The organism is Blastomonas sp. (genome assembly GCF_046294995.1).
Lineage (GTDB): Bacteria > Pseudomonadota > Alphaproteobacteria > Sphingomonadales > Sphingomonadaceae > Blastomonas.
On record NZ_JBKBOG010000007.1, the window covers coordinates 59,485 to 74,030 of the forward strand.

Below are 14,546 nucleotides of genomic sequence, written 5' to 3' on the forward strand. Positions count from 1 at the left end.
TGGCCGCTGCCCAGCGCGCCGCGACGGCTCAAAAGATCAGATAGATCGAGATTGACGCCGCCAGGCCGACGATGATGTTCATCGGTATCCCGATCTTGAGAAAGTCGGAGAAGCGGTAATCGGCTGCGGCATAGACCATGGTGTTGGTCTGATAGCCGATCGGCGTGGCAAAGCTTGCGGAAGCCGCCATCATCACCGCCACCACCAGCGGCCTGGGGTCGATCCCCATATTGGCCGCGATCCCGATCACGATCGGGGTCAGCAGCACCGCGACCGCATTGTTGGTCACCGCCTCGGTGAGCAGCGAGGTCAGCGCATAGACGGCAATGATCAGCAGAAGCAGCGGTGCAGTGCTCAGCATCGGCGCGACCGCGCCGACGATCAGATCGACACTGCCGGCGTTCTGGAACCCGGTCCCGATCGCCAGCATCGCAAAGATGAGCACGAGCAGGCTGCCATCGATCGCGGCCCAGGCCTCGGCGGGATCGATGGTGCGGGTGATCAGCACGACCGCAACGCCGATGATCGCCAAGCCCTCGATCGGCATCACGCCGAGCGCCGCTGCGAGCACCGTGACCAGCAATGTCAGCACCGCGATCGGAGCCTTGGCACGCCGATAGGGGGTCGCCTTGGCTGTCGAGATGCCGGCCAGGTGGATGTTGTCCTGCAATTGCGCCAATTCGGGCGGTCGCGCGGCAATCAGCAGGGTATCGGCAGCGCGCAGCCGTGCGGTGGGCAGATCGGGTCCAGGCAGGTGGCGCGCACGTGAAATCCCCAGAATGCGCACGCGCAGGCGCGACAGCATGGGGATTTCGTCGAGATGCCGCCCGATGCTGGGATGGGTCGGGGCGATGGTGGCTTCGTACAGCGTGATATCTTCGGGACGCTCGTCGCCATGCAGCGCCAGACCCCCGCCAAGCCCGGCAAGCCCGATCTCGAAGCCGGCGCTGGACGCGAATGCCGCCAGTTCATGGGGCGATGCCGCAATCACCAGCCGGTCCCCCGCCTCGAGCACCGCACTCTCGAAGCCCTTGCGGAGGAAGCTGCCCTGTCGCTTGAGCCCCAAAATTCGCACGCGCTCGGGCTTCAGCGCCGATATGTCCTCGATCGCTTGGCCGATCATCTCGGAATCGGGAAGCACTGTCAGTTCGGACAGGCACTCATGCGCCTCGCTGTCGGCGGGTGCGCTTTCCGGGCGGTCGGGCAGCAGCCTGGGGCCGAGCAGCAGCAATGTCAGCGCACCAGTGAGCGCGGTCAGCAGCCCGACGCCGGTGATCTCGAACACGCCAAAGGCCGGCTGGCCGAGCCCGCGCGCGACGCCATCGACCAGCAGGTTGGTCGACGTGCCGACCAGCGTCAACGTACCGCCCAGGATCGACAGATAGGACAGCGGGATCAGCAGCCGGGTGGCAGATGTGCCCAGCGTCTTGGCCAGCTTCTTGATGATCGGGATCATGATGATCACGACCGGGGTGTTGTTGACGAAGGCCGCAGCGGCGAGAGTTCCACCGAACACCTCGACCATGATCTGCTTGGGGTTGCTTTCGGCGCGGCGGATGAGCAATCCCATGACCGCCTCGATCGCGCCGGTGCGCACCAGAGCGCCCGACAGGATGAACAATGCACCGATCGCCAGCGGCGCAGAATTTGAGAATACCCCGCGTACGTCGGCAACCGATACATACCCCAGCACCATCACCACAGCCGCCCCGGTTACCCCGACGACCACCGGCGGAAACCGTTCGGTCATGAAGGCTGCGAATATCGCGACGAGCAACACCAGCCCGATTTGCGCGCTGTAGATATCGATGAATTGGACAACCGTGTCGATCATGGATGGGAGCCTGCCTTGGGATCACAGGGCCAATTTGCCCGGTGCTTGACCTTTGGCGGTCCCTTGGCCCCCATGCTAGAGAAAATCGTTCGCCATCAACCGTTAGCTGTGCGCGCCTGCGGTCCCAACTCCTGACGTTCCAACGCCAACCTCACTCATCCTCGTCATCCCGCAGGATCGGCGCAAATCGCTCATCCTGAGGGTTGGGCGGCGGACGGCGGACCGGGGGGCGCGGTTCGGCCTGGCGGGGTTGTGGGCGAGCCTCACGATCGCGGCCCAGCGCGCGGTCGATGAAATTGTCGTCGAGCCGTTCGGGAAGCTGCACCGGCGGCGGCGCGAAAGGATCGGGCACATTGGGGCCGCGCCCCGGTTCGATCGGATTGCCGTTCTCGTCGATGAAGATCACGTCGTCGGGTGAACCGAAATAGGCCTCGTCATCGGGCTCGAGCTGCCATTCGGGGAGCACCAGCTCGGTATCGAACGGCTCGACCTTGCGCTTGGCGACCGCGACTTTCATGTACGCGGCAAAGGCACGCGCCGGCGCGGTGCCGCCCTGCAGCCCGCCGACCGGCTTCGCATCGTCGCGGCCCATCCACACGCCCGTGGTTATGCCGCTGGAAAAGCCCAGGAACCAGCCGTCCTTGTTGCTGTTCGTCGTTCCGGTCTTGCCCGCGACCGGCCTTCCGATCTGCGCCGCGCGGCCGGTGCCGACGTTGACCGCCGTCTGCAGCAAATCGGTCATCCCTGCGGTGACGTGCGGCGGGACGAGCACCTGGCTCATGTCCGCCTCGTGCTGGTAGAGCACGTCACCATCGCTGGTGGTGACCTTGGTGATACCATAAGGCGCGATCGCCACCCCACCCGAACTCACGCCCGCAAACGCGCGCACCATGTCGATCACGCGGACCTCGGACGATCCCAGCACCATCGAGGGCAGGGTCGTGATCGGGGTGGTGATGCCGAAGCGGCGCGCCATGTTGGCGATCGAGCTGGTGCCGACATCCTCGCCGATCCGCGCGGCGACGGTGTTCTTGGAATACGCGAAAGCGGTGCGCAACGTGATGTCGCCGGCATAGCTGCCGCCGCTGTTGCGCGGGCTCCAGCCGGCGATCGTGACCGGCGCGTCGGTAACGATGTCCTCGGGCGTATAGCCGGCCTCAAGCGCGGCCAGATAGACGAACAATTTCCACGCCGATCCCGGCTGGCGCAGCGCGCTGGTCGCGCGGTTGTAGTTCGAGGTGACGTAATCGGTGCCGCCGACCATCGCGCGCACCGCGCCGTCGCGATCGAGCGAAACCAGCGCTCCTTGCGCCCCGCCCGGCACGTTCGCCTGGATCGCAGCCGTGGCCGCGCGCTGCATGCCAAGGTCAAGCGTGGTCCACACCACGATAGGCTCGCCATTGTCGTCGATCAGCGTGTCGAGCTGCGGTAGCGCCCAGTCGGTGAAATAGCGCACCGAGTTCTGGCCCTTCTCGGGCGCAAACTCGACGTCCTGAAGATCGGCGCCTGCTGCCTGGGCCGGCGTGATCGTGCCGACGTCCTGCATCACAGCCAGCACGACGCCCGCGCGGCCCAGCGCCGCCTCGGTGTCGGCGGTCGGCGAGTAACGCGAGGGCGCCTTGACCAGCCCGGCGATGATCGCCGCCTCGGCCAGCGACAGCGTCTTGGCATCGTGGTTGAAGAACTTGCGCGCGGCAGAGTCGACGCCATAGGCGCCGCCGCCGAAATAGACCTTGTTGAGGTACAGCTCGAGGATCTGGTCCTTGGTGAACTTCTGCTCGAGCGCCAGCGCCAGCACGCCTTCGCGGATCTTGCGGGTGTAGGATCGGCTGTTGCTGAGGAAGACGTTGCGCGCCAGCTGCTGGGTGATGGTCGATGTCGCGCGCACCCGGCCGCCGCCGGCGACCGAATTGTAGATCGCGCGGCCGATGCCGATGGGATCGACGCCGGGGTGATAGGCGAAGCGGCGGTCCTCGACCGAGACCATCGCGTCCTTCATCACACCGGGAATTTCCTCGATATCCAGCCATTCGCCAAAGCTGGGTCCGAGCTGCATGATCTCGGTGCCGTCGGCGGCCCTGACCAGGATCATCTGGCCGTTGGGCGAGGATTTCATGTCCTGAAAGCTCGGCAGCGAGCCCATCACGGTGACGACCGCAACGATCAGTCCGATCAGCCCGAACACCGTTAATGCTGCACCGATCTTGACGGTCCGCCAGAACCACACGCGCGGGCCGCTCGAGGGCGTGGGCTTGGGTTTGCCCCGGCCACCCTTGTCATTCACCGCCATGTGCAATCGGCCCCTGTCATCCTCGGCACGTCTGGTTCAACCGCCGCGCAGCAAAGCGCCGGGTTATGCAGCATCCGGCTTTCGCGTTGCTGAATATCGCGTCGCGTACGATGCGCCAAGACGTTTCGGCGGTGCTTCATGCCGCGCCCGATGCCACAGCTTCGCCGCGCAGCAGTTCGCGCGCCAGGGCAAGCTCTTCGGGCGTGTTGACGTTCATCAGCGCCCCGGGCGCGTCGAACGCGACCGGTCGCGCGCCCAACGCCTCGCCCAGCCGCCGCAGCGACCATTTCTCCCCGCACACCGCTGGCGGCAGCGCGGCGATCACGGCCTTGACGTCCCACAGCGCAAACGCAGGCTGCCACGCCCCGCCCGATTGCGCCATTGCCACCGGGCCACCCGCCGTCAGCCGGGCAACCAGATCAAGCGGCACGAAGGGTGCGTCGACCGGAGCGGTGACGAAGCGCTGCACGCCCAGCACATCGAGATGGAACGCCAGCGCGCGGATCGCGCCCACCGGCCCTGCAGGTCCATCGGGCAGGTCAGCTATCGCGCTCAGACCGGTACCGTAATCCTGCGGCGCCGACAGCAGGACCTTGCCCGCCTGCGCCTGCAATCTGCGCAGCACGCGATCGATCATCCGCTCGCCGCCGATCGGCGCCAGCGCCTTGTCACAGCCCTGCATCCGGCGCGACTGGCCGCCTGCCAGCAGCACCGCAACCTCGGGCCGGGCTTCAGGCACGGGTCAGTTCGCGGGCGCTTTGGGGGCGAGCGGCGAGGGCTGCTCGATAGGCTGGCCGGCAGCATCGCGCAGACCGCGCGGCTCAAGGATCGCAGCGCTTTCGATGATATCGAGCGCGCGCCGCGCCTCGGCATAGACGCGCGCCTTGGCCAGCCAGTCCGCCGCCTTGTCACGCCCGGGCAGCCGTTCGATCTCGGCCAGCGCCGCCTCGACACGTCCCGCCTCGAGATAGCGCTTGGCGCGCTGCAGCCGCTGCGAGGGGGTTTGCGAAACCGCGCCCTGCTGCTCGACCACGAACAGCTCGCTCAGCTCGCGCTGGAACGATTCCCAGAACCCTTCGCCCGAGCCGGGTCCCGACACGATCGACGGGCCAATCTCCTCGAGCTGGCTGCGCAATTGGTCCATGGTCACCGGGTTGCGCGCGGCGCGCACGATGGTGCCCACCGCATTGGGCTGCGCCGCACCGAAGCGCAGTTGCAATTGCCCTTCCAGATACCCCAAAGCCGACGCCCGGTCGAGCGCGCGGCGCGCGGCGAACGCAATCAGCAGGCCTTCGGCGCGCCCGGCATTGCCCGAGGCCTCCTGTGCCTGAACGTTGATCAGCGACAGCCGGTTTTCGAGCTCTGCCACCCGCACGTCGAGCGCGCGCGAAGGCGGCGGCCCGAGCATCCCGCCCGGCATGGCAGGCATTGCGCCGGTGATGGCCGGGCTGACCGGATCGGCGGGGATCGCCTGGCTGTCGGCCACGGTCGGGGCGGGCGCAGATGCGGCATCGTCGAACCAGCCAGACCGGGTGATCAGCCAGCCGGACAGGATCGCCCCGCCGACAAAGGCCAGCAAAAGCAGGATCAGCAGTGTCCGGCCGCTTGCCCCGTGCGAGGCGCGGCCCGGGCGGGTGGTGTCAGCGTTCATCATGTCTCCGGCTTGTTTGCCTGTTGCAACCTGGCATCATGCTGGCACAGGGCGTCCGCTACGTCCAGAAGTGCGCGGTCGTCGGTGGATGGAGCCACCCGCACCGCCCCCCAGCCCTCGCCCGCTGCATAGACCAGCGCGGGTGCGAACAACGCCAGGTTGACCTTCGCGCGATCCAGCCCGGCTTCATCGACCAGGGCAGAGAAATGCTGCGCCGCGCGCGCCGAGTGGAGCAGCACCACGCAAGGGTGTGCCAGTGCATCGCGCAGCGCATCGGGCATCGGCAGCGCCCGCGAGCGATAGACGATGCGGGTGTCGATGGCGAGGCGGCTGTCGGGAAGATCGACATGGTCCTCGCCTGCCAGCCGCAGGATATGCAGGTGCCCGTCGTCGGCCAGCATCGGCAGCAAGGCGGCCAGCCCGCCCTGCCCCTGCCCGCGCACCCGAAAGCCCAGGTCCATCGACATCCGCGCGGTCTTGCCGCCGACGGCATAAACGGGAAGGTCCTTGAGATCCGCAAGCGTGGGACCGCCATGGCGGAACACGTTGGCGCTGCCGACCAGCAGAGCATCGTAGGCAGAAGGGTCTGCCGGTGTCCAGGCGACCTGCTCGATGACGAACAGCGGGCACACCAGCGGATCATGCCCCGCCGCGCGCAAGGCCTGCGCGGTCGCGGTGGCGCCGGGCTGGGGACGCAGCACGATGATCCTGCGGCGCGTCATCACCCCGCCCTGAACAGCCGCGTGATCGTTTCGGGCGCTTTGCCAAGCAGATCGGCGGCTAGCCGTGCAGGCGCGCCAGGATCGTCCGCGGCAAAGGTGATGTCGCCCGCCACATGCTGCGCGCCGTCTTCGGAATACAGCACCGCGCGCAGATGAATCGTCGTGCCCGATATCCGCGCCAGCGCCGCGATCGCCGAATGGCAGTCGCCGCCCAGCGCCTCGAGCAGCGCGCGTTCGGCCATCACGCACGCCGATGTCGGCGCGTCGTCGATCCCGCCGATCAGCGCACGCATCGGGTCATCGTCGCGGCGCACCTCGATGCCGACCGCGCCTTGCGATGGCGCGGGCAGCCAGACATCGGTCTCGAGCCGCACCGAGGCTATTCCCGGCAATGTCTCGCCCAGCCGGTCGAGCCCGGCGGCAGCGAGTAACGTCGCATCCGCCTCGCCGCTGAGCAACTTGCCGATGCGGGTGGCGACATTGCCGCGGAACAGCACCGGTACGATATCGGGGCGCATCTTGCGGATCTGCGCGGCGCGGCGCGGCGAGCTGGTGCCGAAACGCGCACCGTGCGGTAGCGCATCGATGCTGGCAGCGCCCAGCAGCACATCGCGCACATCGGCGCGCGGCAGCATCGCGGCGAGCACGAAGGCTTCGGGGCGGATCGTCTCGACATCCTTCATCGAATGCACCGACAGATCGATCGCGCCGCCGCCCAGCGACCAGTCGAGCTCGCGGGTCCACAGCGCCTTGCCGCCGACATCGGCGAGCGGGCGATCGGTGATCTTGTCGCCGCTCGCTACCACCGGGGACAGCTCGACCTGGTCTTCGCTCAGTCCCCAGCGCGCGCGCAGCGCAGCGGCGGTCATGTGCGCCTGCGCCATCGCCAGCGGCGATGCGCGGGTGCCCAGCCGGATCGGCCGGTCGGCGAGGATTTCGGCTATGCCTTCGGGCAGGTCGGCGCGGGCGCCGGGGTGCAATGTCTCTCCCATGCACCTTGTGCTAGCGGCCAATAGCGATAAGGGAAAGCCCCATGGCAATCATCCTCGGCATCGAATCGAGCTGCGATGAAAGCGCGGCCGCGCTGATCGGCTCCGATCGCAGCATCCTCGCCCACCGGCTGGCGGGACAGGAAGACGCGCACCGCCCTTATGGCGGCGTGGTGCCCGAGATCGCCGCGCGCGCGCATGTCCAGGTGCTGACCCCGCTGATCGAGGCCGCGCTCAAGGACGCTGGGCTGACGCTGGACGATGTCGATGCGGTCGCCGCAACCGCAGGGCCGGGATTGATCGGCGGCGTGATGGTCGGGCTGGTCACCGCCAAGGCGCTGGCGATGGCGGCGGGCAAGCCGCTGATCGCGGTCAACCATCTCGAGGGCCATGCGCTCTCGCCGCGGCTGGCCGATGCGAGCCTTGAATTCCCCTATCTGCTGCTGCTGGTCTCGGGCGGGCATTGCCAGATCCTGCGCGTCGATGGCGTGGGACAATATCGAAGGCTGGCGACGACGATCGACGATGCGGCGGGTGAGGCGTTCGACAAGACCGCCAAGATTCTGGGGTTGGGCTATCCCGGCGGGCCCAGGGTCGAGGCGCTGGCGAGGACCGGCGATGCGAGGGCGGTGCCGCTGCCAAGGCCGCTGCTGGGGAGTGCCGAGCCGCATTTCTCGTTTGCGGGGTTGAAGAGCGCAGTGCTGCGCGCGAGCCAGAGCGGGAATTATCGGCCCGAGGACATCGCCGCGAGCTTTCAGGCGGCGGTGGTGGATTGCCTGGTCGATAGGCTGGAGAAAGCGCTCAACGCCCCGCTCGACCAATCCTCCCCACCCCCGTCTGTCCCGAGCGAAGTCGAGGGACGTTTAACCGAGGGTAGCACAAGGTCCCTCGACTTCGCTCGGGAACTCGGGATGGGGCAGAAGCCTCGCACCCTCGTCGTCGCAGGCGGGGTCGCCGCGAACGGCGCGATCCGCTCGGCGCTTGAGGCACTCGCCGCGCGGCACGACATGGGCTTTGTCGCCCCGCCGTTGTGGCTGTGCACCGACAATGCCGCGATGATCGGCTGGGCGGGTGCGGAACGCTTTGCGCTGGGATTGACCGATCCGCTGGATATCGCCGCGCGCCCGCGCTGGCCGCTCGATCCACTGGCAGAAGCGGCGCGCGGCGCGGGGGTGAAGGCATGAGCATCGACAAACCCACGGTCGGCGTGATCGGTGGCGGCGCCTGGGGCACTGCCCTTGCGCAGATGCTGGCGAGCGATGGCCGCGAGGTGCTGCTCTGGGCGTTCGAGCCGGCGGCGGTCGAGGAGATCAACGCCAAGCACCGCAACAGCGCGTATCTCGCCGGGATCGACCTCGACCCCGCGATCCGCGCGACCGGCGACCTCGCCGATCTTGCGCCTTGCACGCTGCTGCTGGTGGTCACGCCCGCGCAGCACATGCGCCGCGTGCTGGGTCAACTGCCCCGCGGCACCGCCGACCTCGTCCTGTGCTGCAAGGGCATCGAGGAGGCGAGCGGCGACCTGATGGTCGATGCCGCGCGCGCCGCCGCGCCCGGACGGCCGCTCGCCGTGCTCTCCGGGCCGACCTTCGCGCACGAGGTTGCGCGCGGCCAGCCCACGGCGGTGACTTTGGCGTGCGAGGATCACGCGCAATGGCAGCGGATCGCGCCGCAGATCGCGCGGCCTGCGTTTCGGCCCTATTTCACCACCGACATCACCGGTGCCGAGATCGGCGGCGCGGTCAAGAACGTGCTCGCGATCGCCTGCGGCGTGGTCGATGGCCTGGGGCTCGGCCAGAATGCGCGCGCTGCCTTGATCGCCCGCGGCTTTGCCGAGATGACCCGCTTCGGCCTCGCCTGCGGCGCGCAGGCCGAAACGCTGTCGGGCCTGTCGGGGCTGGGCGATCTGGTGCTGACCTGTTCGTCGGTGAGCTCGCGCAATTTCTCGCTCGGCAAGGCGCTGGGCGAAGGCCGCAACGCCGCCGATGTGCTCGCCGACCGTGCGACCGTGGCCGAAGGCGCCTTCACCGCGCCGGTGCTGCAACGCGTGGCGCACGAACGCGGGGTGGCCATGCCGATCGTCGACACGGTGTGCGCGCTGCTCACAGGCGAGGTCGCAGCGGGCGCTGCGGTGGCCGCGCTGCTGGCGAGGCCGTTGACGGCGGAGTGAGAGATTGGCCTGAGTGTTCCCCGTCGCTTGCCTCATCCCACCCCCGCTCAGCCTGAGCCTGTCGAAGGCCCCGCGCACACGCCCGCCAAATTCGCCTGCCGTTCTCCGGCGAAAGCCGGAGTCCAGGAGTCAGATCGGACTGCGCACGCCCTGGATTCCGGCGTTCGCCGGAAAACGCTGTGCTTTTGACGCTTCCGACAGAGCGTGGCCTTCGACAGGCTCAGGCTGAGCGGATGTTTTCTGGGGAGCCTTTGCGTTCGCCCGCCAAGATCCCTGCGAGCCCGGCCTCGTAATCGGGATAGCGCAGTTCCCAACTCAGCAGCCGCTTCGCCTTGCCGTTCGCGACCCGGCGGTTCTCGGCATAGAATCCCAGCGCCATTGGCGACAGATTGGCCTGTTCGAGGGTCTGCATTGGCGGGAGCGGAATGGCCAGCAACCGGCACGCGGCCTCGATCACCCGGTTCTGCGAGCAGGGCAGATCGTCGGACAGGTTGTACACCCCCGGCGGCCCGGCGAACGAGGCGATGACGCCGCTGGCGATATCGTCGACATGCACCCGGCTGAACACCTGATCGGGCAAGTCGATGCGCTTGGCTGAGCCTTCGCGCACCCGGTCAAGCGCGCTGCGGCCGGGGCCGTAGATCCCGGGCAGCCGCAGCACCCGCACTCGGTTGTCGAGCGCCTGCCAGACGAGGTCCGCCTCGGTCCGCGCATTGCGCCTGCCGGTGCCGACCACCGATGTCTCATCGACCCACGCGCCGCGGGCATCACCATAAACGCCGGTGGAAGAGAGGTAGCCGATCCAGCGCGCGGGCGCGGTGCGCAATGCGTCGGCATAATGGGACAGCACCGGGTCCGCGCCGGTCGCGCGATCGGGCGGGACGCTCGAGAGGATGTGCGTCGCATCACCCAGTGCGGCGTGCACCGCGGAGGCATCGGCGAAATCCACGTCGCCCCCACGCCCGGTGCCGCGCACCTGCCAGCCTTGGGCGCGCAACCTGCGCGCGAGGTGGGACGCAGTGTAGCCCATGCCGAAGATGAAGAGGGTGTTCATGCAGGCAAGCCTAGTCTTGGCCTTCAGGGTTGCAAGAAGGTTCGTTGCCGGGCCGAGGTAGCGCGCACGTCCCTCGACTTCGCTCGGGACAGACGGGTGGAGGAAGATCTGCGCTACCCTTGCCGCGTTCCCGAGCGCAGTCGAGGGACGCATGCGCATAGGTGTCGACGCGCACTCCCATCATTGTGCAATGACCGCCCCCGCATTAGGGTCACGCATATGGCAGACATCCACCCCGCAACCGCCACCCCGATCCTGGCCGAGCCCCAGGTCATCCGCCGAGCCGACTATCGGCCGCCCGACTGGTGGGTGCGGACGGTGGCGCTCGAATTCGATCTCGATCTGTCCGCCACGCAGGTTTCCGCCACGCTCGAGATCGAGCGCAATGGGGCGCACGACCGGCCGCTGCGGCTCGACTGCGATGGCGCGCTGCCGGGTTTGCTCACCATCGATGGCATGGCGGCCAACTGGCGCCACGAGGGTGACCAGATCGCGGTCGATGTCTCGGCACCGCGCGCCACCATCAACCTTACAACGACGATCGCGCCCGATACCAACACCCAGCTGATGGGGCTGTTCGCCTCGAACGGCATGCTGTGCACCCAGTGCGAGGCCGAGGGCTTTCGCCGGATCATCCCGTTCGTCGACCGGCCCGACAACATGGCGGTGTACGAGGTGCTGCTGCGCGCCGACAAGGCCCGCTTCCCGGTGCTGCTCGCCAACGGTGCGCTGGTCGATTCAGGCGATCTCGAAGGCGGCCGTCACTATGCGCGCTGGCACGATCCGCACCCCAAGCCGAGCTATCTGTTCGCATTGGTCGCAGGCGATCTGGTGGCAACGCGCGACAGCTTCACGACCAAGAGCGGCACGCCGATCGATCTCGCCATATACGTCCGCGAAGGCGACGAAGGCCGCACCGCGCACGCGATGCAGGCGCTCAAGGCCTCGATGGCGTGGGACGAGCGCGTCTATGGCCTCGAATACGACCTGCCGGTGTTCAACATCGTCGCGGTCAGCGATTTCAACATGGGGGCGATGGAGAACAAGGGCCTCAACATCTTCAATTCGCGCTACATCCTGGCCGACCCCGATACCGCGACCGATTATGATTACGACGCGATCGAAGGCGTGGTCGCGCACGAATATTTCCACAACTGGTCGGGCAACCGCGTCACCTGCCGCGACTGGTTCCAGCTGAGCCTCAAAGAGGGCTTTACCGTCTATCGCGACCAGTGCTTTTCCGCCGATATGGGATCGGAAGCGGTCAAGCGGATCGAGGACGTTCGCATGCTGCGCGCGACGCAGTTTCCCGAGGATGCAGGCCCGCTCGCGCACCCGATCCGCCCCGACAGCTATATGGAAATCAGCAACTTCTACACCTCGACGATCTACAACAAGGGGGCAGAAGTCATCCGTATGATGGCGACGATGGCGGGGCCTGAACGCTTCCGCGCGGGCAGCGACCTGTATTTCCAGCGCCACGACGGCGAGGCTGCGACCTGCGAGCAGTTCGTCCGGGCGATGGAGGACGGCGCAGGGCTCGACCTGGCCCAGTTCCGCCACTGGTACGAGCAGGCGGGCACCCCGCAGGTGCAGGCGCGGCTCGAGCATGACGCAGACAGCGCCACCGCGACGCTGCATCTGCGCCAGCGGTTCGCACCCACGCCGGGCCAGCAGGACAAGCCGCTGATGCCGATCCCGCTGCGCACCGCACTGATCGACCGCGACATGAAGGCGCATCGCGGCGAGGAACTGGTCATGCTGGCTGCGGCCGAGCAGAGCGTGACCTTCACCGGTTTCGCACGCCCGCCGGTGCTGTCGATCAACCGCGGCTTTTCCGCGCCGGTGACGATGGATGTCGCACGGCGCAGCGGCGACCTGCTGTTCCTGGTGCGGCACGATGACGATCCGTTCGCGCGCTACGAGGCGCTGCAGCAGCTCGTGATCGACCGGCTGATCGCCGATATCGGCGAGGAAGGCGCTGCCGCCGAGCGCGCTGCTGCGCTGGAGGACATATTGTCGGTGTTCGGCGATCTGGTCAGCGACCAGAGGCTCGACGATTCGATGCGCACCGAGATCCTCAGCCTGCCAACCGAGGCGTTTCTGGGTGAGCAGATGCTGATCGTCCGCCCCGAGGCGATTCACGCCGCCCGCCGCGCATTGCGCAAGGCGATCGGTACGCGGCTGATCGACCAGTGGCGGATCGTGCACGAGCGTGCATCGGCTGTGCCCTATTCGCTCAGCCGCGAGGCGCGCGGCGCGCGCAAGATCAAGTCGCTGGCGTTGGGCTATATCGCGTCGGCCGAAGCGCCGGATGCGGGCAAGATCGCCTTCGAGCAGTTCGCCGGCGCCGACAACATGACCGACCGGCAGGGCGCGACGATGGTGCTGGCGAGCATGGCCTGCGACGAACGCGAGACCGCGCTCGACAGCTTCTACAACCGCTATCAGGGCAACGCGCTGGTCATCGACAAATGGTTCTCGCTGCAGACCGGCTCGTCGCACGCCAATGTGTACGACCAGACGCTCGAGCTGATCCGGCACAAGGATTTCACGCTGACCAACCCCAACCGGGTGCGCGCGGTGTACTGGCCGTTCGTCTCGAACCAGGCGGCGTTCCACCATGTCAGCGGACGCGGCTACGCGCTGCTGACCGATCTGGTACTACGGCTCGACCCCGTCAACCCGCAGACCACCGCGCGCTTCATCGCGCCTTTGGGCCGCTGGCGGCGTTTCGACGAGGACCGGGCGGGCAAGATGCGAGGCTGCCTCGAACGAATCCTGGCCCAGCCGGGGCTGTCCAAGGACACGACCGAGCAAGTGGTGAAGAGCCTTGAGTAATCCTCCTTCTCCCGGTGGGAGAAGGATACGCAGCCTTGCCAGCTTGCTGGCTAGGCGCAGTTGGATGAGGGTGACGGGGCGGTGGCTCGGCAGCCGCCTACCCTCACCCAGCTTCGACTAATTCGCTGCGCTCATAAGTCTTCGCAGCCCTCTCCCTGCACGGGAGAGGGGTAAAAGGGAACGCACCTTGACCGATACCAACATCCCCCTACTCACTTCGCCCGCTTTTGGCACCATCGCGCATGGCTTTACCGGCAGGCGCGGCGGGGTGTCGACCGGGCTGCTCGCCGGGCTCAACGTCGGTCTCGGCGCGGACGACGATCCGATTGCGGTGCGCGAAAACCGCAGGCTGGCGACAGACGCGATCCTGCCCGGCGCGTCCTTGGTGACGCTGCACCAGGTGCACAGCGCCGATGTGATTCGGGTCAATGCCGCGATTCCGGTGGATGAGCGGCCCAAGGCCGATGCGATGGTCACCGACCGGCCCGGGCTGCTGCTCGGCGTGCTCGGCGCGGACTGTCCGCCGATCCTGTTCGCCGACGAGGCCGCGCAGATCATCGGCGCGGCGCATTCGGGCTGGAAGGGTGCGTTTGCCGGCGTCAGCGAGGCAACTGTCGCGGCGATGGAAAAGCTCGGAGCAGACAGGACGCGGATCGTCGCCGCCATCGGCCCGTGCATCCAGCAGAAGAGCTATGAGGTCGACAGCGGCTTCTTGCGGCACTTCTGCGAGGCAGACCCTGCGAACGAGCGCTTCTTCCGCGAAGGCAGGCCCGATCACTATCAGTTCGATCTCGAAGGCTTCATCGCCGCGCGGCTCGCCGCCTGTGGCATCGGCACGGTGCATATGAGCGGCGTGGACACCTATTCGGATGCGCAAGGCTATTACAGCTTCCGCCGCGCCACGCATCGCGGCGAACCCGATTATGGACGCCAGATGGGGGCGATCGGCCTGCGGCCTTAAGTCGCCCTTGCCGAGACCGGCAGGGGCCAGCGCC

At 67.4% G+C, this 14,546-nt stretch carries 11 protein-coding genes; 4 read left to right on the forward strand and 7 right to left on the reverse strand.

The window, feature by feature from the left end; translation table 11 throughout:
• Positions 1 to 28 precede the first annotated feature (28 nt).
• The 6 genes from ACK4R0_RS09950 to hemC all read right to left on the reverse strand — a co-directional run bounded on the left by ACK4R0_RS09950 (position 29) and on the right by hemC (position 7,489).
• Positions 29 to 1,834 (reverse strand): SLC13 family permease, encoded by a 1,806-nt coding sequence (locus tag ACK4R0_RS09950; protein ID WP_409673761.1) that lies wholly within the window; start codon positions 1,832 to 1,834, stop codon positions 29 to 31.
• A 151-nt stretch (positions 1,835 to 1,985) separates the two neighbouring features.
• A complete protein-coding gene (locus ACK4R0_RS09955; protein ID WP_409673763.1) occupies positions 1,986 to 4,124 on the reverse strand; it encodes a transglycosylase domain-containing protein in 2,139 nt (712 codons plus the stop codon).
• A 136-nt stretch (positions 4,125 to 4,260) separates the two neighbouring features.
• A complete protein-coding gene (locus ACK4R0_RS09960) occupies positions 4,261 to 4,863 on the reverse strand; it encodes a molybdenum cofactor guanylyltransferase (protein WP_409673765.1) in 603 nt (200 codons plus the stop codon).
• Positions 4,864 to 4,866: 3 nt separating this feature from the next.
• Positions 4,867 to 5,778, reverse strand: coding sequence for a mitofilin family membrane protein (locus tag ACK4R0_RS09965; protein WP_409673767.1), 912 nt, complete (start codon positions 5,776 to 5,778; stop codon positions 4,867 to 4,869).
• Positions 5,775 to 6,497, reverse strand: a complete 723-nt coding sequence (locus ACK4R0_RS09970) for a uroporphyrinogen-III synthase (protein WP_409673769.1) — start codon at positions 6,495 to 6,497, stop codon at positions 5,775 to 5,777. Before ACK4R0_RS09970 ends, ACK4R0_RS09965 begins: the two co-directional genes overlap by 4 nt.
• Positions 6,497 to 7,489: a hydroxymethylbilane synthase gene (hemC, locus tag ACK4R0_RS09975; protein ID WP_409673771.1), complete on the reverse strand. Its 993-nt coding sequence runs from the start codon at positions 7,487 to 7,489 to the stop codon at positions 6,497 to 6,499. Before hemC ends, ACK4R0_RS09970 begins: the two co-directional genes overlap by 1 nt.
• A gap of 41 nt (positions 7,490 to 7,530) precedes the next feature.
• On the opposite strand from hemC, the gene tsaD reads away from it, so the two are divergent.
• The gene (tsaD, locus tag ACK4R0_RS09980; RefSeq protein ID WP_409673773.1) at positions 7,531 to 8,670 is read left to right on the forward strand and encodes a tRNA (adenosine(37)-N6)-threonylcarbamoyltransferase complex transferase subunit TsaD; all 1,140 of its coding nucleotides are present in this window, start codon (positions 7,531 to 7,533) and stop codon (positions 8,668 to 8,670) included.
• Positions 8,667 to 9,656 (forward strand): NAD(P)H-dependent glycerol-3-phosphate dehydrogenase, encoded by a 990-nt coding sequence (locus ACK4R0_RS09985; RefSeq protein ID WP_409673775.1) that lies wholly within the window; start codon positions 8,667 to 8,669, stop codon positions 9,654 to 9,656. The genes tsaD and ACK4R0_RS09985 overlap by 4 nt, the downstream gene beginning before the upstream one ends.
• A 220-nt stretch (positions 9,657 to 9,876) precedes the next feature.
• On the opposite strand, the gene ACK4R0_RS09990 is transcribed toward ACK4R0_RS09985, so the two are convergent.
• Positions 9,877 to 10,710, reverse strand: coding sequence for an SDR family oxidoreductase (locus ACK4R0_RS09990; protein ID WP_409673777.1), 834 nt, complete (start codon positions 10,708 to 10,710; stop codon positions 9,877 to 9,879).
• A gap of 219 nt (positions 10,711 to 10,929) precedes the next feature.
• On the opposite strand from ACK4R0_RS09990, the gene pepN reads away from it, so the two are divergent.
• Both pepN and pgeF read left to right on the forward strand, forming a co-directional pair.
• Positions 10,930 to 13,551 (forward strand): aminopeptidase N, encoded by a 2,622-nt coding sequence (pepN, locus tag ACK4R0_RS09995; protein WP_409673778.1) that lies wholly within the window; start codon positions 10,930 to 10,932, stop codon positions 13,549 to 13,551.
• A gap of 187 nt (positions 13,552 to 13,738) precedes the next feature.
• The gene (gene pgeF, locus ACK4R0_RS10000) at positions 13,739 to 14,512 is read left to right on the forward strand and encodes a peptidoglycan editing factor PgeF (protein ID WP_409673779.1); all 774 of its coding nucleotides are present in this window, start codon (positions 13,739 to 13,741) and stop codon (positions 14,510 to 14,512) included.
• Positions 14,513 to 14,546 lie beyond the last annotated feature (34 nt).